Raw genomic sequence first — 26,917 nt, 5'->3', positions numbered from 1 at the left:
ATGTCTTCCCCTGTCCACAACCCGGCCAAGGATCCGATCTGGCTGGCCCACCGCTATGACGAGCAGGCCGATCTGATCCATTTCCTGCGGGTGGAGCGGGACGAGCATCGAAGCGTTCCCTTCTTGACGGATGAATATCTCCCCGGGCGCCAGGTCCGCTCGATGCCGCGCGCCGAAGCCTTGCACCATTTGCCGCCGGCAGCGCCCGTTCACTTCATTTTCCATTCCGCTTTCTGTTGTTCCACTCTGCTTGTGCGGGCGCTGGACGTTCCGGGCCATGCAATGGGCCTTTCGGAGCCTGTGCTGCTGAACGACATCATAGGCTGGCGCCACCGGACGAAGCCGGACGGCCGGCGGGTCGCCGGGCTGATCGATCAATCCCTCAACCTGCTCGGACGTCCGTTTGGACCCGGCGAGGCCGTGGTCCTGAAGCCCTCGAACCTGCTCAATCCTCTTGCCCCGGCAATGATTGCGCTCAGGCCCCAGGCCCGCGCGCTGCTGTTGCATGCACCGCTTGAAACCCATCTCGGTTCCATCGCCCGCAAGGGCATGTGGGGTCGCCTGTGGGGTCGCGACCTGCTCAGCAAGTTCCTGCGGGAAGGTGGAGTGATCGAATTCGGCCTTTCAATCGAGGACCTGCTGCGACTGACCGACCTGCAGGCAGCAGCGCTTGGATGGCTGGCCCAGCACAGACTCTTCACGGACCTGGCCAGGCGCTTCCCTGACCGCGTTTCCACGCTGAACAGCGATATCCTGATGCGCGATCCGCGTACGGCCATTTCGGCGCTTTCAAGCCAGATGGGGTTAGGGCTGGAGACGCAGATAGACATGATCGTCAACGGGCCCGCCTTCACCCGACACTCGAAGTCGGGCGGCTCCTTCGATGCCGGCTCCAGGGATGCCGAGCGGGCGCACGGCCTGGAAGTGCATGCCGAGGAAATCGGAATGGTCGCGAAATGGGCGGCCGAGCTGGCACGCGTCCACGGCATAGAGATGGATCTGCCCCGCCCGCTCTTCTGAAGCATCCGCCGTTCTTTTGAAGCGCTGCGCGCCGCAACTCTATCGCGGTTCTTCCGGATAGGCAGACATGAAAAAGGGGGCGACCTTTCGGCCGCCCCCAATTCTCAGTCGATCGTTTCGGATCAGAAGCGCAGGCGCGCCGTGATCGCGAAGCGACGGCCCAGAGCGTCGTAGGTCGACGGATAGACGTTGCCGCTGTTGTACGAGGTCGAGCCAACAGACGCACCAACCACCTTCGGCTGCTTGTCGAAGATGTTGAAGGCCGAGAACGTCATGATCAGGTTCTCGTTGATGTTGGCGCGGAGCGAGAAGTCGAAGTAGCTCGCCGCACCAATGTTGCGGAAGCGTTCGTCAACCATGCAGCCGTCAGGATCGGTGCCTGACGGATCCGGGCATCCCAATTCGGTAGCAGCTTCCAGATCGTCCGCCAGTTGCTGCGGCTCGAATTTGACACTGCTGATGTAGCGCCAGTTCAGAGAAAAGTCCAAGTCACTTACAGACAGCGTGGTCCGCTGGTTGAAGGAGAACTCGGGCTGGATGGAAGCGCAGTTGACGCTGAAATATCCAACACATTCGCGGTCGAGACCAGTCGGTATCGATTTAAACTTAGAGCTATTAGTCCAGTTACCCTGGAAGCCAAGGGCGAGGCCCACAGTATCCGAGAATTGGGTAGAATAGTTCATCGTGAGATCGATGCCGTCCGTCTTTAGCTGGCCGCTGTTGGTGATCGGCAAGTACAGACCAGCTGCGTCGCCATCGAAGCTGCCCGAACCCGGGTTTCGCCGAATGACTGTGCAAGCGGTATCGGTGGCGCTGGATGCCGTAATATTGCCGAAGCAAGCCGAGATGGCATCGCCCGGCGTCGGAGCGGTGATCGCATTCTTAATTTTGATATTATAGTAGTCCAGCGTTGCGCTGAAGCCCGGCAGGAAGTCAGGCTGTGCAACAAGGCCTACTGTCCAGCTGTCCGAACTCTCGGGCTTCATATCCACGCTACCCAAGGTGGTTGCGTTGGCCTGAGCGGCGCTCGGCTGGCCAATATTTCCGATAACTTCAGCAGATGCCCCTTGTGCAAGGCAGACAGCATACAAGTTAGCATTGTTTAGCGGGGCTTCTCCCGCGCACGGATCGAGCGACAGGCTGGTAAGGCCAGTCGTAAGTGGGTAGAACAGTTCGTAGATATTTGGCGCGCGGACAGCATGGGCGTAGTTGCCGCGAACCTTGAACCCGGCGGCGATATCCCAGGTTGCTTCGCCCTTCCAAGTAAAGGTATTGTAGGACGGGTTACCGGGAGCATCGACCGAGTAGCTGGAGTAGCGAATACCACCACCAACGGTCAAGCTCTGCACGCCGGGCAGATCCTGGATCACGGGAACCAGAATTTCACCGATGCCTTCCACAACTTCATAGGCGCCGAAGACATTCGGAGCTGCGCCACCGGCGCCTCCGAGATCGTTTGCCTGGGACAGCAAATCCGATTCCTGCTTGGCTGTATACTTGCGATACTCGGTTCCGACGGCGAACGAAACGCCATCAGCCGCCCACGGCAAGCCGAAACCGGAATCGCCGGTGATCATGCCCTTTGCCTGAAGCAGTGAAGTTCCAGTGGAGACGGTCGAGTTCCCCGTCAACTGCTGGTTCATGGCGTCGGTAATCGAACCCTCCGGACCGAAGAAGTTTACCGAACCATCCAGCAAGGCTGAGCGGACCCGGGAGTTCAACCAGTATCCATATTGGGTCTGGCGGTTCTCGCTTTCCCCATAAGCGATGCTTACATCCCAATCGATGTTGTCGGTAATGCCGCCGCGGGCACCGCCGGTGTAATCGAAGTAGGTTGTGATAAACTCGGAAACACGGGGACCGAACTCAGTTGCCCGGCGCCACATGGTGCTGGAGGCCTGACGATAGTTGGGATCGTTCGAACCTGTTGCCGTTGCGGCAGCAGTACACTCTGCAGGTGTGAGTGACTGGATACCCGACACGTTGGGATTGAAGTCAGAGTTGACACAGAAAGCATTGCGCTGCGCAGCGGTCAGATAGGGGTTGTTCATGGGCACCTGAACGGAAAGCGCAAAGGCGCCCGACGGAGCGATGATCGTGCTGACCGAGTTCCGCGAGAAAAGGCCGCGGGCGTAAACTTCAACTGCGTCATTAATTTCATACCGACCGGCGCTGTAGATGTTGAAGCGCTTGAAGGGCGTTTGGAAGATGTTCCAGGGGTTGAAGTTGTACGGCGCATACAGGCTGGAACCGGAGAAATCCGTGCCGGCCTGGTTCATCTGGCGGGTTCCGATACGCGCCAACGTGAAACGCGTAGGAACCGACGTGCCAGAACCGCCTACGATACCGGAGTAGGAATCAAGGTTGAACACCGAGAAATCGCGGGCACCCTGATAAACCGGATCGACTTCCTGGTAACCCAGCGAAATCACCACATTGCCGCGACCATCGTCGAGGTTGGTGCCGATGGTAAGGTCGGCGCGGAAGTTGGAGCCGTCACCCTTTTGCGTGATGCCGGTGTTGGCCGAAAGTTCGACGCCCGAGAAATCGCGGCGGGTGATGAAGTTGACAACGCCCGAGATGGCGTCGGCGCCGTAGGTGGTGGAAGCACCGCCGGTCAGCACGTCGACGCGCTCCAGCAGGGCAACCGGAATGTTGTTCAGATCGAACTGGCCACGCAGATCGGCGGGCACCAGGCGATTGCCGTCCAGCAAAACCAGGTTGCGGTTCGAACCGAGGCCGCGAAGGTTGACGAACGACGAACCGCCGTTGCCGTTGTTAACCGCCGAACCGATCGACGGCACAACGCCCGGGATTTCCCGCAGGATCGCTTCGGCGTTGTTGGTGGCGCGAAGTTCGATGTCCGAAGCCGTCGTCACGGAGACCGGCATCGCCCGCTCGAGGTTCGGGTTCTTGATGAGCGAACCGGTAACGACGATGGTTTCCGTATCGGCCGCGCCAGCAGCCGCCGCCGAATCCTGGGCATAGGCCGCAGGGCCAGCAAGCAGGGCGATGGTGAGAGCAGCGGTAGCAGCCGATCCCTTCAAGGCTGCACGCCTTTGCCAGTTGAAATTTGTCACGGTTGTCAGTCCTTCCTTGATCAGGCTCTGCATGGCCCGGCTTGGCTGCCGGTTTATCCCCCCATGCAAAACCCTCGGTGTTTTCGGATTGTTGCCCAAACGATACAACGACCCTTCCGCAGAAGGTCGCCTAACCGGACAGGGCAGCAATCTGATCGCCTTGTGGCTTGGTTCAAACATTCACCAAAAAGCCGTCAAGCTGTAAAGCCAAGGTTCACCCCCGTGACATCTTGCTTAGATGTTGTTGCCTTGCAGCAACAGAATCTGCCGTTCAGCGGCCAAGGACGATCCCAACCGTTCGTCCTTCGCCGCGCAGGGGCTGTTCTCGCCGGCCGGCAACTTCGCTGGCGCCGGTGCCGGCAACGGCGCCCTCAAGCCGACGACAAACACTTTCACCTTTGGCACGGGCAATGTGCTGAAGGCCTATGAAACGGCGAATATCGACGGCTACAACCGCAACGCCGACCGCTATCTCAGCGTCCCTGTCCGCCGTTACCTCGGTGCCGCCAGCGCCCACTATGACGTGAGCGATGCCCTGACCTTCTATGCCGAGGGCCAGTATGCGCGTACGGAGTCGCGCTCCAGCCTGGAGCCGCAGGCGGTTGCCAACACCGACCTCACCAACGAAAACGGGACGGGCTACGCAGGCATCCCGATCACCAACCCGTTCATGCCGCAGCAGATCCGCGATGCGGCCATTGCTGCCGGCAAGACTTCGGTCGCCTTCCGCCGCCGCTCGAACGACATCTTCGATCGTTCGAACGTCGCCGAGCGCGACACCTGGCGGATCGTCGGCGGTGCCCGCGGCGAGTTCGGCGGCGGCTTCAAGTACGACATCTATTACACCCATGGCGAAACCAAGGATCACACCCAATCGGAAACGATCCTCGGCCCGAACTATCGTAACGCCCTGAATGCGGTTGCCGGACCCAACGGTCCGGTCTGCTCGATCAACGTCGACGCCGATCCCAACAACAACGACCCGAACTGCGTTCCGTTGAACATCTTCGGCGCCGGCACGGCGAGTGCCGCGGCTGCAAATTATGTCACCAACGGGGGTCAGCTTTCCACCTATGACGCGCATCTGAAGCAGGATGTGATCTCGGGCTCCGTTTCCGGCGATCTCTTCCAGCTCCCCGGCGGGGCGCTGGCAATGGCCGTCGGCGCGGAATACCGCAAGGAACAGTCGACGGAAGATTTCGACGAAGCCACCAACCTCGGACTGACGCTGGGCAACATGCTCTCCGACACCCGCGGCAGCTTCGACGTGAAGGAAATCTTCGCCGAAGTTAACGCGCCGATCCTGTCGGGCGTGCCGTTCGCTGAATCGCTGTCGGTCGGCGCTGCCGCCCGCTATGCCGATTACTCGACGGTGGGTGGGGTCTGGAGCTGGAAGATCAGCGGCGAATATGCCCCGATCCGCGACATCCGCTTCCGCGCAGCCTATGCCGAAGCGACCCGCGCTCCGAACATCTCCGAGCTGTTCTCGGCCCAGTCCGAGACCTTCCCGGCGGTGGTCGATCCCTGCGACCAGAAGCTTGGCGGCGGCGACACCGGCGCCATCAAGCAGACGACGCTGTCGGCCGCCTGCATGGCCATCCCGGCAATCGCCGCTGCAATGGCTTCGAGCGGTTTCAGCTACACCACGGCGGACATCCAGACGATCAACGGCTTCCTCGGCGGCAACCCCGACCTCAAGGAAGAAACCGCCAAGACGTTGACGATCGGCGGCGTGTTCCAGCCAAGCTTCGTTCCGCGTCTGTCGCTGTCCGTCGACTATTATAACATCAAGGTCGAGAACGCGATCGGCATCATCGGCCAGCAAACCTCGCTGGACGAATGCATGACCGGCAGCGGCGAAGCGATCTTCTGCGACAACATCATCCGCCTCGCCAACGGCAAGGTGGAGACCGTCAACGCGATCAACCTGAACACCGGTTCGTTCGAAGTCGAGGGTATCGATGTCGCCGGCCGCTACAGCTATCCCTGGGGCGACCGGAACTCGGTCGATCTCTCGGTGCTGTGGAACCACCGCCTGAAGCAGCAGCAGACCAGCTATCCGGGCGGCCCCGTCCAGGACGAACTGGGGCAGCTGGATTGCTACAGCTGCGGCCGTCTGGGCACGGGCTTCAAGGACCGTGTGAACGTCTCCACGACCCTTAACCTTGGCTCGTTCATGGTGAACTGGCGGATCAACTACATGGGTCCGGTGGTCGATACACTGGGTGAAGGCTCCATCCGCGTGGGCGCCTACACCTACCATGACCTGCAGTTCCGCTATAATCTGGGCGAAAACCAGAGGTTCAGCTTCTATGCCGGTATCGACAATGTCGGCGACAAGAAGCCCCCGGTCTTCGGTGACACCAACCTCGTCACCTTCCCGGGTACGCAGACGTCGGCCACCACCTACGATCTGTATGGCCGGATGATGTACGTGGGTGCCCAGTTCAAGTTCTGAACCTGAGCCAACCTACGGAAAAAGGAAGGGCGGCCCGGCAACGGGCCGCCCTTTCCTTTTGGGCCGTCCAATCGAAAGCGACTCAGCCCACAGGGCTGCTCAGGCGCTACAGCAACCCCTTCGCCTTCGCCTCTGCATAGCGCTTCCCGGCCACCTCTGCCGAGGCATAGGGCTCCTGCAGCTCGTGGCTCCAGTAGCGCAGCGCCGGAAGTGGGATCTTCTGCCCGCTCACCGCGCAGATCACATGGTCGCCGTCGGCGATCAGCTTGTAGCTTCCGGAAAGATAGCGGATGCGGGCCGGTCGCCCGGCGGAAAAGTTCAGCATGACTTGTCCCTTACAACAATGTGCCCTGGGATGCAGCCGGCGCGGAAGCAGGGCCGGCTTCCCGGCGTGGCGGCCTGGCGCCGGTGTTTGCAGCAGTGGGCTGAACCGCAACTTCGCCATCGACGAACACAAGATCAAGCCTTGGCGCACCGGCTGCGTCCGCTGACCGTCGCACCAGCTTGCCGTCGGCATTCTTCACCAGCACGAACCCGCGCGCCAATACCGCCTGCGGCGACAGGCTTTCGGCCAGCCGGAAAGTCGCGGCAAGGGCAGCGCGGGCAGAGCCTATGCGCGCCTTCAGCAATGCCGGGTTGGGCGTCGCGCGTGGAGAGCCCAGCAGCGCCCGCTCCCGCGCTACATGATGCGTCAGCAGTCTCGGCGTAAGCCGGTCGCCACTTGCCGACAAGCGCGCCCTGAGCAGGCGTGCACGCCCGCCAAGCGCCCTCGGCAGCCGCTCCCCCGCTTCGTCGAGCCGTTGTCGCGCCAGTCCGGCGAGCGCGGCCGGCCGCGGCAACCGGCTTGCCAGCGCCGCCAGCCGCTCCCGACGCAGTTCCCGGGCCCGCCGCTCACCCCGCTGCGCCCGCAGGGACAATTCCGCCAGCGTATCCAGCAGGTCCGCCCGCACCGGCACCGCCAGCTCGGCAGCAGCGGTCGGCGTCGGCGCCCGCAGCGCCGAGGCATAGTCGATCAACGTCGTATCTGTTTCATGCCCCACAGCGGAAATCAGCGGGATGGCACTCGCCGCCGCCGCACGCACTACCACTTCCTCGTTGAAAGCCATCAGGTCCTCGATGGAGCCGCCGCCGCGCGCCACGATCAGCAGATCGGGCCGACGCCCTTCGGGCATGGCGTTGAAGCCGGCAATGGCGGCCGCGATCTTCGCCGCAGCCCCGTCTCCCTGCACCGGCACCGGCCACAAGGTGACCCGGCGTGGAAAGCGATCCGACAGGCGATGCAGGATATCGCGGATCACCGCCCCGGATGGCGAGGTGACGACGCCGATGTGCCGGGGCAGAAACGGCCGCGCCGGCTTGCGCGCCCTGTCAAACAGGCCCTCCGCCTCCAGCCGCCGCCGCCGTTCCTCGATCTGCTTCAGCAGCGCGCCGACCCCGGCCACTTCCATCCGCTCGACGACCAGCTGATATTTCGAGCTCTTGGGATAGGAAGAGAGCTTGCCGGTCGCCACAACCTCCAGCCCATCCTCCGGCCGGAAGTTCAGCCGCGCCAGATTGCCCTTCCACATCACCGCCGCGACATTGGCGTCGGCATCCTTCAGATCGAAATAGCCGTGGCCAGAGGCATAGGCCTTGAAGCCGGAAATCTCGCCCCGCACCCGCACCAACCCAAAGGCATTCTCCAACGTGCGGCGGACGCTCCCGGCCAGTTCGGAAACCGAATATTCGGGGATGTTGGGCGCAGTGGAAGCCATGCCCGCCAGATAGCCCTGGCGTGTGCCGGATTCAAACCCCGCTGGCGGCGGAAGGCCTGCAAGGCTATGCCGCCGGCATGAATCCCTTCCCCATCCTCCTCCTTGGTTCCGGCGGGCGCGAACATGCGCTGGCGTGGAAACTCGCCCAGTCGCCCCTGTGCGCCCAGCTGTTCGTGGCGCCCGGCAACCCCGGCATCGCTGCCTCTGCCACGCTGCTGCCCGGCATCGACATCCTGGACGGCGTGGCCGTCGCCGACTGGGCGCTGGGCAACGGGATCGGTCTGGTCGTTGTCGGCCCCGAAGCGCCGCTGGCCGCAGGCGTCGCCGATGCCGTGCGCGCGGCCGGAATCCCGGTTTTCGGCCCCTCCGCCGCCGCCGCCCGGCTGGAAGCCTCCAAGGGGTTCACCAAAGAGCTGTGCGACGATGCGAACATCCCGACCGCCGCCTACGCCCGCTTCTCCGCCTTGCAACCGGCGCTCGCCTATCTTGCCACACAGCCCGTCCCGATCGTCGTCAAGGCCGACGGACTGGCGGCCGGCAAGGGCGTGACTGTCGCAACCACCCGCGCCGAAGCCGAGGAAGCGCTGCGCGCGCTGTTCGCGGAACCCGGCGCAGAGGTCGTCATCGAGGCGTTCCTCGAAGGCGAGGAAGTCAGTTTCTTCGTGCTCGCCGATGGTGCAACCGCCCTCCCCCTGCTGGCGGCGCAGGATCACAAGCGCGTCGGCGACGGCGACACCGGCCCCAACACGGGCGGCATGGGCGCCTATGCCCCGGCCCGCGTCTTCACGCCCGAGCTGCAGGCCCGCACCCTGCGCGAAATCGTCGAGCCGACGCTGGAGGCGATGGCCCGGCGCGGAACGCCCTTCACCGGCGTGCTGTTCACCGGCCTGATGCTCACCGCCTCCGGCCCCTCCCTCATCGAATACAACGTCCGCTTTGGCGATCCCGAGTGCCAGGTACTGATGAGCCTGTTCGACGGCGATCTTGCCGCCCTGCTGCTGGCGGCCGCGAAGGGTCAGCTGTCGGGCGAGGAAGCGCGCTGGAAGCCGGGCGCGGCAGCGACGGTGGTCGTGGCAGCCCGCGGCTATCCCGGGACGCCGGCCAGGGGCGGCGAAATTTCGGGGCTGGATGCGGCGCAGGCGGATGGCGCCATCGTCTTCCATGCCGGCACCGCGCACAACGCGGCAGGCGCCCTTGTCGCCAGCGGTGGACGGGTCCTTGCTGTCACCGCAACCGGCTCGACGGTGGGCGAAGCTGTCGAAAAAGCGAATGCCGCCGTCGAAAAGGTCAGCTTTGCCGATGGGTTCCATCGCGCCGATATCGGCTGGCGTGAAATAGCCCGGGAACGGGCTGAGAGCTGAACCCCGGGAACGGGCTGAGAGCTGGATCCCGGGAACGGGCTGAAAGCTGAGTATCGGAAGGACGAGTAAATGAGCGCCGAGGCAAGCCGACAGGAACAGTTTTCCGGCACAAGCGAGGTGCGCGACGCCCACAAGTTCGACGAAGCGAAACTGGAAGCGTGGATGCACGAGAATGTGCGCGACTTCGCGGGACCGCTGGAGGTGCGCCAGTTCAAGGGGGGCCAATCCAACCCCACCTACAAGCTGATCACGCCGAAGCGCTCCTATGTGATGCGCCGCAAACCGCCCGGCCTGCTGCTGAAATCCGCCCACGCCGTCGACCGCGAATACAAGGTGATCACCGCGCTCCACGCGCAGGGCTTCCCGGCTGCGGAGACCTTCGGCCTTTGCACCGACGAAAGCGTCATCGGCACCTGGTTCTACATCATGGACTGCGTGGAGGGTCGCGTCATCTGGGACGGCACCTTCCCCGACGTCCCGACCGCGGATCGCCGCGCCTATTTCAACGCCATGAACGACACCATGGCGCAGCTGCACATGTACGATCCGGCCGCCATCGGGCTCGGCGACTTCGGCAAGCCGGGCAATTATTTCGCCCGTCAGATCGGCCGCTGGTCGCAACAATATCTGGATGACGAGGCCGCCGGCCGCGTGCCCGAAATGGACAGGCTGGTGGAGTGGCTGCCCAACAACATCCCCCCCGGCGACGAAGTGGCGATCGTGCACGGGGACTATCGCTGCGACAACATGATCTTCCACGCCACCGAGCCAAGGGTGCTCGCCGTGCTCGACTGGGAACTGTCGACGCTGGGGCACCCGCTCGCGGATTTCTCCTACCACCTGATGATGTACCGCATGCCGCCCACGGGGATTGTCGGCCTCGCAGACGCCAATCTGTCCGAGCTGAACATCCCCAGCGAACGCGAATATGTGGACCGCTATTGCAACACCGTCGGACGCAACCCGGACGACGTCAACGCGAACATGGATTTCTATGTTTCCTACAACATGTTCCGCCTCGCCGCGATCGTCCACGGCATCCGCGGCCGGGTGATCCGGGGCACGGCCTCCAACGCCCATGCCAAGGCATCGGCCGCCACCGTAGAGCCGCTGGCGAAGCTGGCGTGGGAGCAGGCGCTGAAAGCCGGCGCCCGCTGACCTGTCAGGCCGGCCCGTCGCCTTCGGGGCGGGCCGTCCGCGTTGCGCCGTCGGCGCGGGTAACAGTCTTCGAGCGGAATTCGCCCTCCAGCACCGGCCCTGCCCCATAGCCGCGCTCGCGGTTCACTTGCCGCGCCGCCTCCTCGGCAGAATCGATCGCGCGTCCGCTCATCCAGCCGATCAGCAGCAGCACGACAGCGCCCAGCAACCACACCGCGACAACGAGCCACTGGGCAAGTCCGCCGGCCATGGAAAGCCCATCCGCCAGCCACTGCGTGCTGGAAGGCTCCAGGTCGAACCATCGCGTCAGGGTAACGACCAGCGGCCCGCCGGCCCCCGCCAGCCCGTGCAACAGCCACGCCAGCCCGGACCAGGCCAGACCCAGCACCCCCAGCACCGCCCAGATCAAGTTCTTCATTTGTCCTCCACCCGCGACACGATCAGCTTGTCGATCTTGCGGCCATCCATGTCCACCACCTCAAAGCGGAAGCCCCATGCAACAAATCCCTCGCCTGTGGAGGGGATGTGCCGCAGTTCCGCCAGCACCAGCCCGGCCACCGTCTGGAAATCGCGTTCCTCGTCCAGCGGAAAGCCCAGCCGGTCGGCCAGCTCGTCGGCAGGCAATCCGCCGGAGACCAGCAGCGAGCCATCCTCGCGTTCCACTACCGCCGGGTCGTGGCCGTCGTCCATATCCGATCGGAACTCGCCGGCAATGGCTGCCAGCAGGTCGGCCGGCGTCACCACGCCTTCGAAATGGCCATATTCGTCGATGACGACCGCCATCGGCACAGCGGCGTCGCGAAGCGCCGCAAGCGCCACCGTCGCGTCCGCCACGTCCTGCACCACGGGCGCCTTCCGCACCAGTCCCGGCAGGTCCAGCGCACGGCCTTCCAGCAACGCCGCCAGCGCATCGCGCGCCTGCAGCACGCCCACGACCTTGTCGATCGAGCCCTCCCCCACCAGCAGCCGGGTATGCGGTGTGGAAACCAGCCGCGCCCGCACATCCTCGGCAGAGGCGCCAATATCCAGCCAGTCCACCTCGGGCCGGGGCGTCATCACGCCGCGCACCTGCCGGTCCGCCAGCCGCATGATGCCAGAGATCAGCTCGCGCTCCTTCCCTTCGATGACTCCGGCTTCCTCGGCCTCCTGCACCACGTGACGCAGCTCTTCTTCTGTCACCGTGCTGTCGCCTTCGCGGCTCACCCGCAGCAGCCTGAAGATCACCGCCGTCGAGGCATCCAGCACCGTCACGAACGGGCTGGTCACGCGGGTCACGATATCCATAACCGGCGCCACCACCACGGCGATCCGCTCCGGCGCCCGCAGCGCCAGCTGCTTCGGCACCAGCTCGCCGATGATCAGCGAGAGATAGGTGACGGCGACGATCACCAGCGCAAAGCCCGCCTGCGGCGCCCAGTTTGCCGGAACCCCAAGGCTCAAGAGCCATGCCGAAGCCGGCCCGGCCAAGCTCGCGCCCGAAAAGGCGCCATTGGCAACCCCCACCAGCGTAATGCCGATCTGCACGGCGGAAAGGAACCGGCCCTGCTCGGCCTGCAGCTTCAGGGCCGTCCGGGCGCCCCGCACATGCGCACGCTCCATCACCGCAAGCCGAGGCTTCCGAGCGGAAACGATGGCGAGTTCGGCACCGGCGAAAAAGCCGTTGAGCGCAATCAACGCGACGATGATCGCGACGTCCATCCAGGGAAAGTCCATGATTGCCGTCCTTATGCAGGGAACGTCAGCTCTTCTCAAGTGTTGGAAATGGCGCTGCTTGTGGCTTTCAACGCCGACAATCCCGGTCTAAGCTCGCGGCGCAGGGGCGAGCATCAACCGGCCCGGACAAAGGAGGACTGAACCGATGCACAGAAATTCCAGGATCGTTATGGCGGGCGCCATGACCGCGCTGCTTCTCACCAGCGCGTGCACAACCGACCCGGTAACCGGACAACAGACGATGACGCGCGGCGGCAAGGGCGCCCTTGCCGGCGGCGTAGGCGGCGCTCTTCTGGGCGGCCTGATCGGCGGCAACACCGGCGCCCTTATCGGCGCGGGCGTCGGCTCCATCGCCGGCGGCGGTATCGGCAGCTATATGGACAAGCAGGAACGCGAGCTGCGCCAGGCGACGCAAGGCACCGACATCCAGGTCGAGCGTCATGGCGACGAGATCAAGCTTACCTTCCCGGACACCATCACCTTCGATTTCAACTCCTACACGGTGAAGCCGGAAATGCGCGGCTCGCTGCAGGAAGTGGCGAAGGTGCTGAACCAGTATCCCTCGTCGGTCATCGGCGTGTTCGGCCACACCGACAATGTCGGCTCGGCCGCCGCCAACCAGACGCTTTCGGAGCGCCGGGCAGAAGCCGTCGCCGGAAGCCTCGAAAGCTTCGGCGTGCAGCGCGCGCGCATGCAGACGCGCGGCTTCGGCTTCACCCAGCCGGTCGCCAGCAACGATACGCCGGAAGGCCGCGCGCAGAACCGCCGCGTGGAAATCCGCATCGTGCCGGTCTCGCAAGAGCAGATGCAGCAACAGCCACGCTAAGGGCAAGCCAAGGGAGAGTGCGGCGGGCCACCCGGCCCGCCGCGCCCCGATCATCCGCGCAGCACCGCGCCCAGCTTGGCCGCAGCCGCCACGACAGCCTTGCCCACGGCCTCGATCTCGGCGTCGGTCAGCGTCTTTGCCAGTGGCTGCAGAGTCACCGCCACCGCCAGGCTAAGCTGTCCTTCCGGCACCCCCGCACCCTCAAAGCGGTCGAACAGCGCCACCTCGGCTATCAGCACCTTGTCTGCGCCCCTCACCGCGCGCAGCAGCGCGTCCGCCTGCACCGTCACCGGCACCAGGAAGGCAAAATCGCGCCGAACCGGCTGCAATGCCGGCGGACTGAACGCCGGCCGTGCCCGCTTCGCCTTCACCGGCGGCAGCGCATCGAGGAAGATCTCCGCCGCAACCGCCCGGTCCAGATCCCCCAGCACATCGGGGTGCAGCTCGCCGAACTCGGCCAGCACGGCCTTGCCCAGCACCAGCTTCGCCGACCGGCCCGGATGATAGTGGGCGCTAGCCGGCTGCACCGTCTGCACGCGATCGACAGGGGCATTCGCCGCCGCCAGCGCCGCCACGACTTCCGCCTTCACATCGAAGGCGTCGAACCCGCGCGCCTTGCCGGTGCGCCAGTCGCGCGGGGTCGCATCGCCCGCCAGCAGAACCGCCAGCGTCGGCCTTTCACCGTCCGCCAGATAGCGCCGGCCATGCTGAAACAGCCGCACCGACTGGCTGCCACGCGCCATGTTCCGCTCGGCCGCTGCAACCAGCCCCGACAGCAGCGACGTCCGCATGACCGCCAGCTCGGCCGAGATAGGGTTCTCAATCCGCCAGTAATGGCCGCCGAACCGCGCGGCTTCCTCTTCCGCAACAAAGCTCCAGGTCACTGCTTCGTCCAGCCCGCGCGCCGCCATCATCCGCTTCAGCTTGCGTTCCAGCTTCTGCGCAGGCGTCGCCGTCGGCTTCGCAACCCCCTCTGCCCGCGGCAGCGCCACCGATCGCACCTTGTCGATGCCGACCAGCCGCACGACTTCCTCGACCAGATCGGCCGGGCCGTCCACGTCGCGCCGCCAGCTCGGCACGCTGACCTTCCAGGGAATATCGCCCGTCACGACAAAGCCCAGCCGTTCCAGGATCAGCCGTTGCTCGTCGGCCACCACGTCGATGCCGCCAAGCCCCAGCGTCAGCGCCGGATCGAAGACGACAGTCTTGTCGGCAACAGGCGGCGAGCCGCTCTTCGCGATCTGCGAAACCTGCCCGCCGCACAGATCCACCACCATTGCCGCGGCCAGATCGAGCCCGGCGGCAACGAAGGCCGGATCGACCCCCCGCTCGAACCGCGCTCGCGCGTCGGAGGTCAGCCCCAGAGCGCGCCCCGTGGCCCCGATGCGCGCCGGATCGAAATAGGCCGCCTCGATCAGCACATCGGTGGTGTTCTCGGAAACGCCTGAAGCCATGCCGCCCATGATGCCGGCGATATCGTGCACATGTGCGTCGTCGGCGATCACCGTCATGCTGGAGTCCAGCGTGTAGGTCTTGCCGTTCAGCGCCTCGATCGACTCGCCGTACACTGCCCGGCGCGCCACCAGCCCCCCTTGCAGCTTCGCCACATCATAGACGTGCAACGGCCGGCCGAAGCCGATGGAGAAATAGTTGGTGATGTCCACCAGCGCCGAAATCGGCCGCAGCCCTGCCTTCGTCAGCAGGGCCTGCATCCACTCCGGCGAAGCGCCGTTCGAAACGCCCGAAACCGAGCGCGCGAAGAATGCCGGGCAGCCCTCCCTATCGTCAGTGCGGACGGAGACGATGGGCGCCCCCGCCTCGGTCAGCACGGATTCGACCGGCGCGATCAGGCGCCCCAGCCCCGCCGCCGCCAGATCGCGGGCAATCCCATAGACGCCCATGCAATCCTGCCGGTTCGGCGTGATCGCGACTTCGATAACCGGGTCATCCAGACCCTTCCAATCGGCATAGCGCGTGCCCACCGGCGCGTCGGCGGAAAGGTCGAGGATGCCGTCATGCTCCTCGCCCAGCTGCAGTTCGCGCGCCGAGCACATCATGCCGTTGGATTCGACCCCGCGGATGGCGGCCACCTTCAGCGTAACGTCCAGCCCCGGCACATAAGCGCCGGCCGGCCCGAACACACCCAGCAGGCCGGCGCGCGCGTTCGGCGCGCCGCAAACCACCTGCAGCGGCTGGCCGTCGCCCTTGTCCACCGTCAAGACCTGCAGCTTGTCCGCCTGCGGGTGCGGCGCGGCGGTCAGCACACGCGCAATCACGAACGGTGCCAGCACGGCGGCGGGGTTCTCGATCCCCTCCACCTCCAGCCCCAGCCGGGTCAGCGTTTCCGCCACCTCGTCTGCAGTCGCAGTCGTCTCCAGATAGCGCTTCAGCCAGCTCAGCGGGAACTTCATGCGCCCACTCCTGCCGAGAGCGTCGGCACGTCCAGCGCGCCGAATCCGAAATGGCGGGTCCAGCGCAGGTCGGCGTCAAAGAAGGCGCGCAAGTCGGTCATCCCATATTTCAGCATCGCCAGCCGGTCGATGCCGCAGCCAAAGGCAAATCCCTGCCATTCGGCGGGATCGAGGCCGCAATTCTCCAGCACCTTCCGGTGCACCATCCCGGCGCCCAGGATTTCCATCCAGGAGCTATTGCCGCCGATCTTCAGCGTGCCATTCTCCCACGAGCAGCCGACGTCCACCTCGACACCCGGCTCGGTGAAGGGGAAGAAGCTGGGGCGCAGCCGCAGCGTCACATCGTCCACCTCGAAGAAGGCCTTCACGAAGGTCTCCAGCGTCCACTTCAGATGCCCCAGCGTGATGCCGCGATCGATCACGAGACCCTCCACCTGGTGGAACATCGGCGTGTGCGTGGCATCCGAATCCGAGCGATAGACGCGCCCCGGCGCAATGATGCGGATGGGAGGCTTCTCGCTCATCATCGTGCGGATCTGCACCGGCGACGTATGGGTGCGCAGCACCATGCGCGAGGCTTCGTCACCGCCTTCCGGACGCGCATAGAAGGTATCGTGCATCGCCCGCGCCGGATGCTCGGGCGGGATGTTCAGCGCAGTGAAATTATACCAGTCCGTCTCGATCTCCGGCCCCTCGGCAACAGCGAAGCCGAGATCGGCGAAAATCTCCGAAAGCTCGTCCATCACCTGCGAAATCGGATGGATGCTGCCGGGGGCCGAAGGCGAGACCGGCAGCGACAAGTCCAGCCGCTCGGAGGCCAGCCGCGCTTCCAGCACGGCACGGCCAAGACTCGCCTTTTTCGCTTCGATGGCAGACGAGACTTCCTCGCGCAGCGCCTGAAAGGCGGGAGCCACTTTCAGCCGCTCGTCCGGGGCCATGCCGCCCAGGCTCTTCATCAGCTGGGTGATGCCGCCGGCCTTGCCCAGCGCGGCCACGCGAACGGCTTCCACCGCATCGGGGGTAGAGGCCGCATCGAGGGCCGCCAGATATTCGCCCCGCAAGGCGTCGGTATTCATCGGTCACATCCCCAGGGAAAGCTTGTCGGGCCGGGCGTTAGCCGGGCGCGGCCCAAAACGAAAGGGGCGCGGAAGGCATCGCCCTCCGCGCCCCTGATCGGTCACGCACGAAAGCGAGGGCTTGGGCCCCCGTCTTCTTAGGCTCGGCCGGCCATCACCTGCTCGACGATCGCCTTAAACGCTGCCGGCTCGTTCATCGCGAGATCGGCCAGCACTTTGCGGTCGAGCTGCAGGCCCGTTTCCGTCGCGGCGTGCATGAACACGCTATAGGTATAGCCCATTTCCCGGACGCCGGCGTTGATGCGCTGGATCCAGAGAGCCCGGAACGACCTCTTCTTAACCTTGCGGTCGCGATAGGCGTATTGGCCGGCCTTCTCGACGGCCTGCCGCGCAACGCGGATGGTGTTCTTGCGACGGCCATAATAGCCCTTCGCCTGTTCCAGAACGCGCTTGTGACGCGCACGGGCGGTTACGCCCCTCTTAACACGTGCCATGTATCCGCGCTCCTTACTTCAGGCCGTAGGGGGCCCACGCCACAACCCGCGCCGTATCGGCTTCGGAGAGGACGCTGGTTCCGCGGTTCTGGCGAATATATTTGCCGTTATGGCTGATCAGGCGGTGGCGCTTGCCGGCCACGCCGTGCTTCAGCTTTCCGGTTGCGGTCATGGTGAAACGCTTTTTCACCCCGCTCTTGGTCTTCAGCTTGGGCATTTCGGTCCTTTCGTCCCCACTCAAGGGGATTGGGGCGAGTTCATGACCAGCCACGGCAGCCCTGGTTCGCCGGGCGGGTCGTTCACGATCTCGCGATTGAAGCGCGGGCCTCTATTTGTTTTCGCGGCCTTTGGCAAGGCCGCCCCTCAAACGCCGGACGCTCCGCATCCGCTCCGCTTGGCTTCCTCCGCTACGCTCCGGGCGGCCGGTCGGCCTTGCGGCGCTTCGCGCCGGAGTGCCAAGACGCGGAGTTCAGTCCTTCTCAAGCGTACACTGCAAAGGATGCTGGTGTTCTTTCGCGAAATCCATCACCTGGCTTACCTTGGTCTCCGCCACTTCATAGGTGAAGATGCCGCAGATCCCGACGCCGCGCTGATGCACATGCAGCATCACCCGTGTCGCGTCCTCGATGCTCATCCGGAAGAATCGCTGCAGCACATGCACCACGAATTCCATCGGCGTATAATCGTCGTTCAGCATCAGCACCTTGTAGAGCGCCGGCTTCTTCGTTTCGGTCTTGCTCTTGGTAGCGACACCGGCGCCCGTGCCGTTGCCTCCGGCACCGGCGCCGTCGTCGTCCCCAACGGGCCCGTTACCCATAGGCCGGGCGCCGGCAGGCCCGCTCACGCCCAAGTGCTCCTGAACCATTGCCATCCCGGCACACCATCCAACCTGTTGCTAACACCGCCGGAGCACAAAGGCAGTCCGGCCATCTGAACGTGAATATAATATGCGAAACATGCGGTCAAAGGGGTAGACCGAACGTTGCGTCCGTGAACCGCACCATGCCCGCGATATTTCGCCGCCCATTGCCCTCGGCCTGAAAGATGTTCATCAGCCAGCCATCTTCGTCTCCGATAGAAGCTAGCATCCACACCTCCATCTATACGTCCCGGGAGCCGCGCGCTTGATCCGCCTTGCAACTGTCCTTGCCCTGTCTCTTGCCATGCTGTCGCTTCCGGCCTGTTCGCTGCTGGGCGATTCGGCGGGTAAGGGCAGCAGCAGCAGCGCAAAGGGCTCGGAAAAGGGCGGCGCCGGAGGCCCTCCGCCCAGCGTCGTCGTCAGTGGCGTGGAAAGCACGCAACTCGTCGACTCCATCGAAGCCGTCGGCACCGCCCGCGCCAACGAGCAGGCCGATCTCAATTCCACCGTGACCGAGCGCATCGAGCGCATCAACTTCGCCGACGGCCAGCATGTTCCGCGCGGCGCCGTGATCGCCGAACTGGTCCGTTCGGAACAGGGCGCCACGCTGAGGGAAGGCGAGGCCCGCCTGCGCGAGGCGCAGCTGCAGCTCGCCCGCCTGAAGCAGCTCCAGGAACGCGGCTTTGCCACCCGCGCCCGCATCGATGAGCAGCAGGCGCTGGTCGACATCGCCCGCGCCGAAACCCAGCAGTCCAGCTCGCAGATCGCGGATCGGGTGATCCGCGCCCCGTTCGCGGGCTGGCTGTCGCTGCGCCGCATTTCGCCGGGCACGGTCGTGAACTCCGGCACCACCATCGTCACCATCGTCGATCATTCGAAGATCAAGCTCGATTTCACCGTTCCGTAGACCTTCCTCTCCTCGATGCGCGTCGGCAGCGAGATTTCCGCCAGCGCCGCAGCCTTCCCCGGCGAATCCTTCCGCGGCAGGATCGCCACCATCGATCCGGTGGTCGACCCGGTCACCCGCTCCATCACCGCGCGCGCCATCCTCCCCAACCCGGATCTGCGCCTGCGCCCCGGCATGCTGATGACGGTGAACGTCAATGCCGCCCCCCGTCAGGCACTCACCGTGCCGGAACTGGCGGTCATCGGCGAAGGCTCCGGCGCCTTCGTCTGGAAGCTGGACGCAGAAAATTCCGCCACCCGCGTGCCGGTCAAGGCCGGCGCCCGTCGCGACGGCCGGGTGGAAATACTTTCCGGCCTTGCCGAAGGCGACCGTATCGTCGCCGAAGGCACAGTGAAACTGCGCGGGCCCGGCCCGGTCAAACCCGTCGAGCGCACAGCATCCCGGACGCCGGCGGCAACGCCTGCTGAGGCGCCAGCGGCATGATCCTGTCCGACATCTCCGTCCGCCGCCCCGTCTTTGCGGCGGTCCTGTCGCTGCTGCTCCTCCTGGTCGGTGCGGTCTCCTTCACCCGTCTCCCCGTCCGCGACCTCCCCGCCATCGAGCCGCCCATCGTTTCGGTCGACACCGTCTATCGAGGCGCAAACGCGCAGGTGATCGAAAACCGCATCACCCAGATCATCGAGGACCGCATTTCGGGCATCGAGGGCATCGACAACATCTCCTCCCGCTCGCGCGACGGCCGCTCCGACATCACCATCGAATTTTCCGCCACCCGAGACATAGACGATGCCGCCAACGACGTGCGAGACCGCGTATCGGGCGTCGTCAACCAGCTCCCCGAAGAGGCCGACCCGCCGCAGATCAGCAAGGTCGATGTCGACGCCCAGCCGATCCTCTGGATGAACGTGATCCAGCCCAACTGGACACCGATGCAGCTCACCGACTATGCGGACCGCGTCCTTGTCGACCGCTTCGCCTCGGTGAACGGCGTCAGCCGCGTGCAGATCGGCGGCGAGGCGCGGCAGGCCATGCGCGTCTGGCTCTCGCGCTCCCAGCTCGTCGCCATGGGCCTCACCACCACCGACGTCGAAAATGCCCTCCGGCGGCAGAATGTCGAGCTTCCCGCCGGCCGCATCGAAGGCCCCAACACCAACCTCACCGTCCGCGTCACCCGGCAGTTCTCCACGCAGGAGCAGTTCGAGCGGCTGATCGTGGGGCGAGGTGCCGACGGCTATCTGATCCGGCTGGGCGATGTCGCCCGCGTCAGCCTGGAGCCGGAAAACCGCTACAACTTCTTCCGCTCGAACGGCGAGCAGGCGATCGGCCTCGGCATCGTCCGCCAGTCGGGCGCCAACACGCTGCAGGTCGCCAACGACGTCAAGGCGCAACTGGCCGAGGTGCAGAAAACGCTCCCCGAAGGCATGCAGCTCGCCGTCAGCTTCGACAGCTCGCTCTTCATCGAGCGCGCCATCGGCAATGTGTGGCACACGCTGATCGAGGCGGCGATCCTCGTCATTGCCGTCATCTTCATCTTCCTCGGCTCGCTGCGGGCGACCCTGATCCCGGCGATCACCGTACCGATCTGCCTGATCGCCACCTTCGCCGTCCTCTATGTGCTCGGCTATTCGCTGAACCTGCTGACCCTGCTGGCGTTCGTGCTCGCCATCGGCATCGTCGTCGACGACGCCATCGTCGTCCTCGAGAACATCTATTACCGGATCGAGAAGGGCGAGCCGCCGCTGGCTGCCGCCTACAACGGGGCGCGGCAGGTGGGTTTTGCCGTCATGGCCACCACAATCGTCGTCTGCGCCGTGTTCGTGCCGCTCTATTTCATCGCCGGCAACACCGGCCTTCTCTTCCGCGAGCTGGCGGGCGCCATGATCGGCGCCATCGCCTTCTCCGGCTTCGTGGCGCTCTCGCTCACGCCCATGCTCTGCTCCAAGCTGCTGAAGCGCGAAACCGGCCATAACCGCTTCACCCAATGGTTCGATCGCCAGTTCGATCGGGTGCAAGGCGCCTATTCGCGTGCGCTGGAACGCGTGCTCGACCGGACCTGGTTGGTGGCGGGCGTTTCCGTCGCCTTCGTGGCGGGCTGCGTATTCCTCGGCTCGACCCTCGCCTCCGAACTCGCACCCGAGGAAGATACCGGCAACTTCCAGGTCACCATCCAGGCGGCCGAAGGCACCGGCTTCGACCGCATGGTGGTCTACATGGAAGAGCTGCAGGCCAAGCTGCTGCCGATGGTGGGCGACGACCAGCCCGTGCGAAGGCTGCTGGTCCGCGCGCCGGGGAATTTCGGCTCGACGGAAAGCTTTTCCAGCGGCGGCATGACCGTGTTCCTGGTGCCCTGGGAAGACCGCACCGAAACCACCCGCGACGTGATGGAGCAGGTGCAGAAGCAGATCGGGCAGGACCCGCGGGTGCGCGGCAACACCTCCACCGGCAACAGCCTCAGCCGGGGCCGCGGCCAGCCCATCCAGCTGGTGATCGCCGGCAACAGCTTCGAGGAACTGGCCAAGGCGCGCGACGCCATCTTCAAGGCGGCAGAAGCCAACCCCGGCATCATAAACCTCGACAGCGACTATAAGGAAACCGTCCCGCAGCTGATCGTCGACATCGACACCACCCGCGCCGGCGACCTCGGCGTCAGCGTGGCAGATATCGGCAGCACGCTGGAAACGATGATGGGCAGCCGCCGGGCGACCACCTTCATCGATCGCGGCGAGGAATATTATGTGGTGCTGCAGGCCGAGGACGCCGATCGCGCCACCCCCGACAACCTCGCCAACATCTATGTACGCTCCAGCACCACGAACGACATGATCCCGCTCTCCAACCTGGTGAAGCTGCGCGAGAATGCGCAAGCCGGAGAGCTGGGCCGCTTCAACAAGCAGCGCGCCATCACCCTCCAGGGCAGCGTCGCGCCCGGCACGACGCTGGGGCAGGCGCTCGACTATCTGGAGCCGATCGCGCTGGAACAGCCGCAGGTGACCTCCATCGGCCACAAGGGCGAAAGCCGCCAGCTGCGGCAAACCGGCTCCTCGCTCTGGGTCGTTCTCGGCCTCACCGTGGTGCTGATCTTCCTGATCCTCGCCGCCCAGTTCGAAAGCTTCGTGCACCCGGCCGTCATCATCCTCACCGTGCCGCTGGCGGTGGGCGGCGGACTCTTCGGGCTCTGGGCGATGGGCGGCACCATCAATCTCTACTCGCAGGTGGGGATCGTGATGCTGGTGGGTCTGGCGGCAAAGAACGGCATCCTGATCGTCGAATTCGCCAACCAGCTGCGCGACGAAGGCGTGGAGTTCCGAAACGCCATCCTCGAGGCCGCGCAACGCCGTCTGCGCCCGGTGCTGATGACGTCGGTGGCTACAGTCGCCGGCGCCGTGCCTCTGATGATTGCCAGCGGCGCCGGCGCCGGCTCGCGCCGGGCCATCGGCATCGTCATCGTCTGGGGCGTCAGCCTGGCGACGCTGCTCACCCTGTTCGTGATCCCGGTTTTCTATGCTGCCTTCGCCCGCCGCACCAAGTCGCCGGAAACCATCTCGCGCGAACTTGCCAGGGAGCTGAAGGAAGTCGAGGGAATGGCGGAACCCGCCGAATAGCGGCGGCCCTTCCATTTCGACCGCGGCATCCTATCTGGGTTCTGGCGCGGCAGGGTTCGCAACGGCGCAAAATTGCGCTAACGGCCGCGGTGGCGGCACCAATCCTTTTGGGGATTTGCAACCATACCCCTCATTTGTCCAAGCGGAAGGCTCCATTCGATGCAGAACCAGAATCAACTGTTCGAGGATTTTGCACGCATGATGTCTTCGATCGCCGGCACCATGGCCGGAGCGGGGCGGGAAGCCGAAGCGAAGATGAAGGACAAGTTCCGCGAAGCCATGGGCGGCATGGACTTCGTTTCGCGCGACGAGTTCGAGGCGGTGAAGCAGATGGCCTCCGAGACCAAGGCCGAGCTGGAAGCGCTGAAAGCGCAGATGGGGGTGGCTGCAGCCCCGAAGGCCGCGAAGCCGAAGACCCGCAAGATCGACATCAACTGAGCGGCACATATCCACAGCCAATTCGGCACCGCTGCTGAAGCGGCTTGCCAAGCGCTTGCAGGCCACGCAATATCTTGTGGCCTGGAATTGCCGCTGACCCAGCATTTGGGAAACCACAAAGGGTCACAAGAATTTGAGGAACATGCGATGACCAGCCTTCAGTTCGACATCGGAGCCGACGCATCGGCCCCCATCGACATGCTGGAACATTATTTCTCCAGCCATAACTGGGCCTTCGAACGCGACGGCGACGAGGAAATCGTCACCACCGTAAAGGGCAGCTGGTCGGACTATGAGCTTCGCGCGCTGTGGCGCGAGGAAGACCGGGTGCTGCAGTTCATCGCGCTGACCGGGATCAACGCCTCGGCGGTGAACGGCGAGGCGGAGACGCGCGCCAACCTGTTCGAGACGCTGGCGCTGGTGAACGAACAGCTGTGGATTGGCCATTTCGAGAAATGGTCGGCCGATGGCGCCCTCTTGTTCCGTCACGCTGTCCTGCTGGACGGCCCGGAAGATGCCGCGCTCAGCATGCCGCAGGCACATGCGCTGGTGGATGCCGCCATCGACGAATGCGAGCGCTATTACCCGGTGTTCCAGTTCGTTCTCTGGGGCGGAAAATCGCCACGCGACGCCCTCGCTGCCGCCATGGTGGAGACCGAAGGCGAAGCCTGAAGTCGGGCTTCCCAGTCCCGTTCGATTGCCCGTCGGAGTCCTGCAGCAGTTTCGAGTCGCGCTCGAACTTTCCGAGTCTCACTCATATTTCCGATCTGCAACGCGCGATTTCGGCCGCGCAAGCCATGCGTCCAGCGCATTTCAGCCCCCATCTTTGCTGCATGGCAGTATAGATAGGACACGTCATGCAACTTGAAATCCATGTATTTTGGCGCCAGTTCAGATCAATGATGTTGCGCTGCAGCACAGATTGTGCAAAACATTTGGGCGTCGCTCAATTTTCCCGTTGACGGAAACTGAGCGAAACTTTAATTCAGCGTTCATCGAATTGAGTGCCACTCGGATCGACCCCCCGGAAAGGCCGGGAACAGCGGACGAGAGGCACCGGCAGAGCGAAGACCCCGCGGTTGGGGCCATCTGCTGAACTGATGCGAAAGGATTTGCCATGCGCGCCATTCTCCTCTCCGTCGCCGTCGCTTTCTCGGCTTCGACCCTGGCTCTCTCCGCTCCGGCCTTTGCCGCCGGCGCCGAAACCTGCTCGGTCGCTCCCGCCAAGCTGCGTGCGCTTTCGGCCAACGCCGAAGCCGATGCTGCCAAGAAGGCCGAGCGCAACATCGCCCTGGGTGAAGCCCTGTGCGATGCCCGCAACCGGTCGGAAGCCGCCAAGAAGTTCAACCTGGCCGCCAAGGCGCTGGGCACCGAACTGGCAGCCGTTCTCGGCACCGAGACCGCTTCGGCTCAATAAGGAACAAGCCCGACCGGCCGCATCCTCCCCCCTCCCAGCGGCCCGTCAGGTATGAGGCGGCGACCCAAGATCCCGGGTCGCCGCCTTTTCCTTGTTCCGGACGCTTGAGAAGCACATAGGGTGCTGCCAATGCTGACCCTGAAAGGTCAGGGATTTGCAGCCGATTTCCACCATCCATCTGAAGATCGAGGGGCCGGTCGCCCGGCTGCTGCTGGATCGCGCCGACAAGCGGAACGCGATGAATCAGCAGATGTGGGAAGCCGTCCCGCAGCTGGTCGGCGAGGCGATGGCAAACCCCGACGTGCGGCTGTTGCTGCTGGGCTCGGCGACGCCGGGGCTGTTCTGTGCCGGGGCCGATATCGGCGAATTCGCGCGAGAGACCGCGAGCCCCGAATGGCGGGCGCGCAACCAGTCCGCCATTCGCGGCGCGCAGCTGGCGCTTTCCCGCTGCGAGAAGCCGGTGATTGCCATCGTCGACGGCGATTGCATTGGCGGCGGGTGCGGGCTGGCGCTGGCGGCAGACATCCGCATTGCCAGCCCGCGCGCACGGCTGGGCATCACGCCGGCCAAGCTGGGCCTCGTCTATCCGCTGCACGATACCAAGCTGCTGGTCGATCTGGTGGGCCCGGGGCAGGCGAAGCGGCTGCTCTATACCGGGATGCTGCTGTCTGCCGACGAAGCGCTGGCGATCGGGCTGGTGGAGGAGGTGGCCGTGGATGCAGAGGCGGCAGCAATGGCGCTGGCCGAGCGGATGCTGGCCGTTTCTCCCTTCACCCAGCGGCAGACGCGGCTGGTCGTCCGGCGTATCCTGGATGGCACCACGGACGACGATGCGAGGAGCGCCGCCGTGTTCGACGAAGCCTTCACGGGGGCGGATTTCAGGGAAGGCGTCAGCGCCTTCCTGGGCAAGCGCGCGCCGGAGTTTCGCGGATGAGGCTGATCGACGGCAACGACCCCCGCGTGCTGCTGGTGTGCGATCACGCCTCCAACGCGGTGCCCGACGGGCTGGTGCTGGGCGTTCCCGCGGAGGCAATGCAGCAGCATGTGGCCTGGGATATCGGCGCTGCTGCCGTGACGGAAGCAGTGGCGGCAGCTCTGGATTGCCGGGCCTGGCTGGCCACGGTTTCGCGGCTGGTTGTGGACTGCAACCGCCCACCCGAACATGCCGTGCCCGAACGCAGCGACGGGATCGTCATTCCGGGCAATGTCGGCCTTTCGCCGGCGGCTATGGCGGCACGGCTGGCGCTGCACGCGCAGTTCCACGATGGGCTGGCGGCGCTGGTGGCGGAGCGGCGCCCGGAGCTGATCTGTTCGGTGCACAGCTTCACGCCCGCGCTTGCCGAAGCGCCGGCGCCGCGGCCGTGGCCGATTGCATTGCTTTGGAACAAGGATTTCCGCGCCACCGAGCTTGGGCTGGCAGCGCTGGAGGCAGAGGATCTGGGCGGGCCGGTCGGCGCAAACGAGCCCTATTCGGGGAAGGTGCTGAACTATACGGTGGATGTGCATGCCGAAGCGCACGGCATACCGGCGCTGGGCTTCGAGATCCGGCAGGATCTGATAGGTGACGAGGCCGGCGTGGCGCGTTTTGCGGCTGTGGTGGAACGCACCATCCGAACGACATTGGAGGGTCTGTGCCAACCTTGTTAGCACTCGTCCTGAAATTCATCCTGAAGGCCTTTGCCTTTCTGGTCGCCTTCAGCCTGGTCTGGGTGGTGGCGACGCGCTGGATCAATCCGCCAACGACCTTCCTGATGGCGCGCGACCATTTCAACGGCGTGATCGTCTATCAGGACTGGGTGGGGCTGGATGAAATGTCCCGCCATATTCCGCGTGCGGTTATTGCGGCGGAGGACGCCAATTTCTGTTCGCATCGCGGCTTCGATATCGAAGCGATCGAGAAGGCGATGGAGCGCAACAAGCAGGGCAAGAAGCTGCGCGGCGGCTCCACCATCAGCCAGCAGACCGCCAAGAATGCCTTTCTGTGGCCGGGGCGGACGATGGTTCGGAAGGGCATCGAGGCCTGGTTCACCGTGCTGATCGAGTTCATCTGGGGCAAGCCCCGGATCATGGAAGTCTATCTGAACGTGGCCGAATTCGGCCGCGGCGTGTTTGGCGTCGAGGCGGCGAGCCAGCATTATTTCAAGAAACCGGCCAGCAAGCTGACGCGACAGGAAGCAGCGCGGCTGGCCGCCATCCTGCCGCAGCCGATCAAGCGCGATGCCGCCAGCCCCGGCCGTTACACCAAGCGCTATGCCAACCGGATCGCGGGCCGCACGCGGGTGGTGGCAAACGAGGGGCTGGACAGCTGCGTCTGGGGTTAGACCTTTGTTGGTCAGCATGGGT

The 26,917-nt window shown here is 64.7% G+C and carries 22 protein-coding genes and 1 pseudogene; 13 read left to right on the top strand and 10 right to left on the bottom strand.

Translation table 11 applies throughout. The annotated features are described in order from the left end of the window. Positions 1-1,020 carry a hypothetical protein gene (locus tag IM784_RS11650; protein WP_199555515.1) on the top strand — a complete coding sequence of 340 codons (1,020 nt, stop codon included), beginning with the start codon at positions 1-3 and terminating at the stop codon, positions 1,018-1,020. A 122-nt stretch (positions 1,021-1,142) separates the two neighbouring features. On the opposite strand, the gene IM784_RS11645 is transcribed toward IM784_RS11650, so the two are convergent. Then, the gene (locus IM784_RS11645) at positions 1,143-4,133 is read right to left on the bottom strand and encodes a TonB-dependent receptor domain-containing protein (RefSeq protein WP_199555514.1); all 2,991 of its coding nucleotides are present in this window, start codon (positions 4,131-4,133) and stop codon (positions 1,143-1,145) included. Positions 4,134-4,338: 205 nt separating this feature from the next. On the opposite strand from IM784_RS11645, the gene IM784_RS11640 reads away from it, so the two are divergent. Next, the gene (locus tag IM784_RS11640; RefSeq protein WP_199555513.1) at positions 4,339-6,558 is read left to right on the top strand and encodes a TonB-dependent receptor domain-containing protein; all 2,220 of its coding nucleotides are present in this window, start codon (positions 4,339-4,341) and stop codon (positions 6,556-6,558) included. Positions 6,559-6,664: 106 nt separating this feature from the next. On the opposite strand, the gene IM784_RS11635 is transcribed toward IM784_RS11640, so the two are convergent. Beyond that, entirely contained in the window at positions 6,665-6,883 is a 219-nt protein-coding gene (locus IM784_RS11635; protein WP_199555512.1) for a DUF2093 domain-containing protein, read from the bottom strand. 10 nt (positions 6,884-6,893) lie between these two features. After that, positions 6,894-8,312: an exodeoxyribonuclease VII large subunit gene (xseA, locus tag IM784_RS11630; protein ID WP_199555511.1), complete on the bottom strand. Its 1,419-nt coding sequence runs from the start codon at positions 8,310-8,312 to the stop codon at positions 6,894-6,896. Between the two features lie 77 nt (positions 8,313-8,389). On the opposite strand from xseA, the gene purD reads away from it, so the two are divergent. Both purD and IM784_RS11620 read left to right on the top strand, forming a co-directional pair. Beyond that, positions 8,390-9,673, top strand: a complete 1,284-nt coding sequence (gene purD, locus IM784_RS11625; RefSeq protein ID WP_199555693.1) for a phosphoribosylamine--glycine ligase — start codon at positions 8,390-8,392, stop codon at positions 9,671-9,673. A gap of 69 nt (positions 9,674-9,742) precedes the next feature. Continuing rightward, positions 9,743-10,831, top strand: a complete 1,089-nt coding sequence (locus tag IM784_RS11620) for a phosphotransferase family protein (RefSeq protein ID WP_199555510.1) — start codon at positions 9,743-9,745, stop codon at positions 10,829-10,831. Positions 10,832-10,835: 4 nt separating this feature from the next. Here the strand turns inward: IM784_RS11620 and IM784_RS11615 are convergent, their stop codons facing one another. Together IM784_RS11615 and IM784_RS11610 are read right to left on the bottom strand one after the other, a co-directional pair. After that, positions 10,836-11,249, bottom strand: a complete 414-nt coding sequence (locus IM784_RS11615; RefSeq protein ID WP_199555509.1) for a hypothetical protein — start codon at positions 11,247-11,249, stop codon at positions 10,836-10,838. Further along, the gene (locus IM784_RS11610) at positions 11,246-12,544 is read right to left on the bottom strand and encodes a hemolysin family protein (protein ID WP_199555508.1); all 1,299 of its coding nucleotides are present in this window, start codon (positions 12,542-12,544) and stop codon (positions 11,246-11,248) included. The genes IM784_RS11615 and IM784_RS11610 overlap by 4 nt, the downstream gene beginning before the upstream one ends. A 181-nt stretch (positions 12,545-12,725) precedes the next feature. Between IM784_RS11610 and IM784_RS11605 the strand changes: the two genes are divergently transcribed. Further along, a complete protein-coding gene (locus tag IM784_RS11605; protein WP_235977111.1) occupies positions 12,726-13,370 on the top strand; it encodes an OmpA family protein in 645 nt (214 codons plus the stop codon). Between the two features lie 50 nt (positions 13,371-13,420). Here IM784_RS11605 and pheT read toward each other — a convergent pair whose 3' ends face one another. The 5 genes from pheT to clpS all read right to left on the bottom strand — a co-directional run bounded on the left by pheT (position 13,421) and on the right by clpS (position 18,168). After that, the gene (gene pheT / locus IM784_RS11600) at positions 13,421-15,781 is read right to left on the bottom strand and encodes a phenylalanine--tRNA ligase subunit beta (protein WP_199555506.1); all 2,361 of its coding nucleotides are present in this window, start codon (positions 15,779-15,781) and stop codon (positions 13,421-13,423) included. After that, positions 15,778-16,857 (bottom strand): phenylalanine--tRNA ligase subunit alpha, encoded by a 1,080-nt coding sequence (gene pheS / locus IM784_RS11595; RefSeq protein WP_199555505.1) that lies wholly within the window; start codon positions 16,855-16,857, stop codon positions 15,778-15,780. The genes pheT and pheS overlap by 4 nt, the downstream gene beginning before the upstream one ends. A gap of 137 nt (positions 16,858-16,994) precedes the next feature. Next, complete coding sequence (gene rplT, locus IM784_RS11590) at positions 16,995-17,351, bottom strand: 50S ribosomal protein L20 (RefSeq protein WP_199555504.1); 357 nt, start codon at positions 17,349-17,351, stop codon at positions 16,995-16,997. Positions 17,352-17,364: 13 nt separating this feature from the next. Then, positions 17,365-17,568, bottom strand: coding sequence for a 50S ribosomal protein L35 (rpmI, locus tag IM784_RS11585; protein WP_199555503.1), 204 nt, complete (start codon positions 17,566-17,568; stop codon positions 17,365-17,367). Between the two features lie 252 nt (positions 17,569-17,820). Beyond that, complete coding sequence (gene clpS, locus IM784_RS11580) at positions 17,821-18,168, bottom strand: ATP-dependent Clp protease adapter ClpS (protein WP_199555502.1); 348 nt, start codon at positions 18,166-18,168, stop codon at positions 17,821-17,823. Positions 18,169-18,514: 346 nt separating this feature from the next. Between clpS and IM784_RS17250 the strand changes: the two are divergent. The 8 genes and pseudogenes from IM784_RS17250 (at position 18,515) to mtgA (ending at position 26,895) form a co-directional block, all read left to right on the top strand. Next, a pseudogene (locus tag IM784_RS17250) lies at positions 18,515-19,600 on the top strand (efflux RND transporter periplasmic adaptor subunit). Further along, the gene (locus IM784_RS11565; protein WP_199555499.1) at positions 19,597-22,719 is read left to right on the top strand and encodes an efflux RND transporter permease subunit; all 3,123 of its coding nucleotides are present in this window, start codon (positions 19,597-19,599) and stop codon (positions 22,717-22,719) included. The pseudogene IM784_RS17250 and the gene IM784_RS11565 overlap by 4 nt, the downstream one beginning before the upstream one ends. Before the next feature lie 159 nt (positions 22,720-22,878). Next, positions 22,879-23,157 (top strand): accessory factor UbiK family protein, encoded by a 279-nt coding sequence (locus IM784_RS11560; protein ID WP_199555498.1) that lies wholly within the window; start codon positions 22,879-22,881, stop codon positions 23,155-23,157. Between the two features lie 147 nt (positions 23,158-23,304). Beyond that, positions 23,305-23,829, top strand: a complete 525-nt coding sequence (locus tag IM784_RS11555; RefSeq protein ID WP_199555497.1) for a type III secretion system chaperone family protein — start codon at positions 23,305-23,307, stop codon at positions 23,827-23,829. Positions 23,830-24,274: 445 nt separating this feature from the next. Continuing rightward, the gene (locus IM784_RS11550) at positions 24,275-24,574 is read left to right on the top strand and encodes a hypothetical protein (protein ID WP_199555496.1); all 300 of its coding nucleotides are present in this window, start codon (positions 24,275-24,277) and stop codon (positions 24,572-24,574) included. Between the two features lie 154 nt (positions 24,575-24,728). Then, positions 24,729-25,508, top strand: coding sequence for an enoyl-CoA hydratase/isomerase family protein (locus IM784_RS11545; protein WP_207791749.1), 780 nt, complete (start codon positions 24,729-24,731; stop codon positions 25,506-25,508). Continuing rightward, positions 25,505-26,221: an N-formylglutamate amidohydrolase gene (locus IM784_RS11540; RefSeq protein WP_199555495.1), complete on the top strand. Its 717-nt coding sequence runs from the start codon at positions 25,505-25,507 to the stop codon at positions 26,219-26,221. The genes IM784_RS11545 and IM784_RS11540 overlap by 4 nt, the downstream gene beginning before the upstream one ends. Further along, a complete protein-coding gene (mtgA, locus tag IM784_RS11535) occupies positions 26,206-26,895 on the top strand; it encodes a monofunctional biosynthetic peptidoglycan transglycosylase (protein ID WP_328799520.1) in 690 nt (229 codons plus the stop codon). The genes IM784_RS11540 and mtgA overlap by 16 nt, the downstream gene beginning before the upstream one ends. The last annotated feature ends 22 nt before the right edge of the window (positions 26,896-26,917 follow it).

It is taken from the genome of Sandaracinobacteroides hominis (genome assembly GCF_016464365.1).
GTDB classification, from domain to species: domain Bacteria; phylum Pseudomonadota; class Alphaproteobacteria; order Sphingomonadales; family Sphingomonadaceae; genus Sandaracinobacteroides; species Sandaracinobacteroides hominis.
The sequence above is the reverse complement of the archived record's forward strand: the minus strand, read 5'-3'. Positions and strand labels throughout refer to the sequence as shown.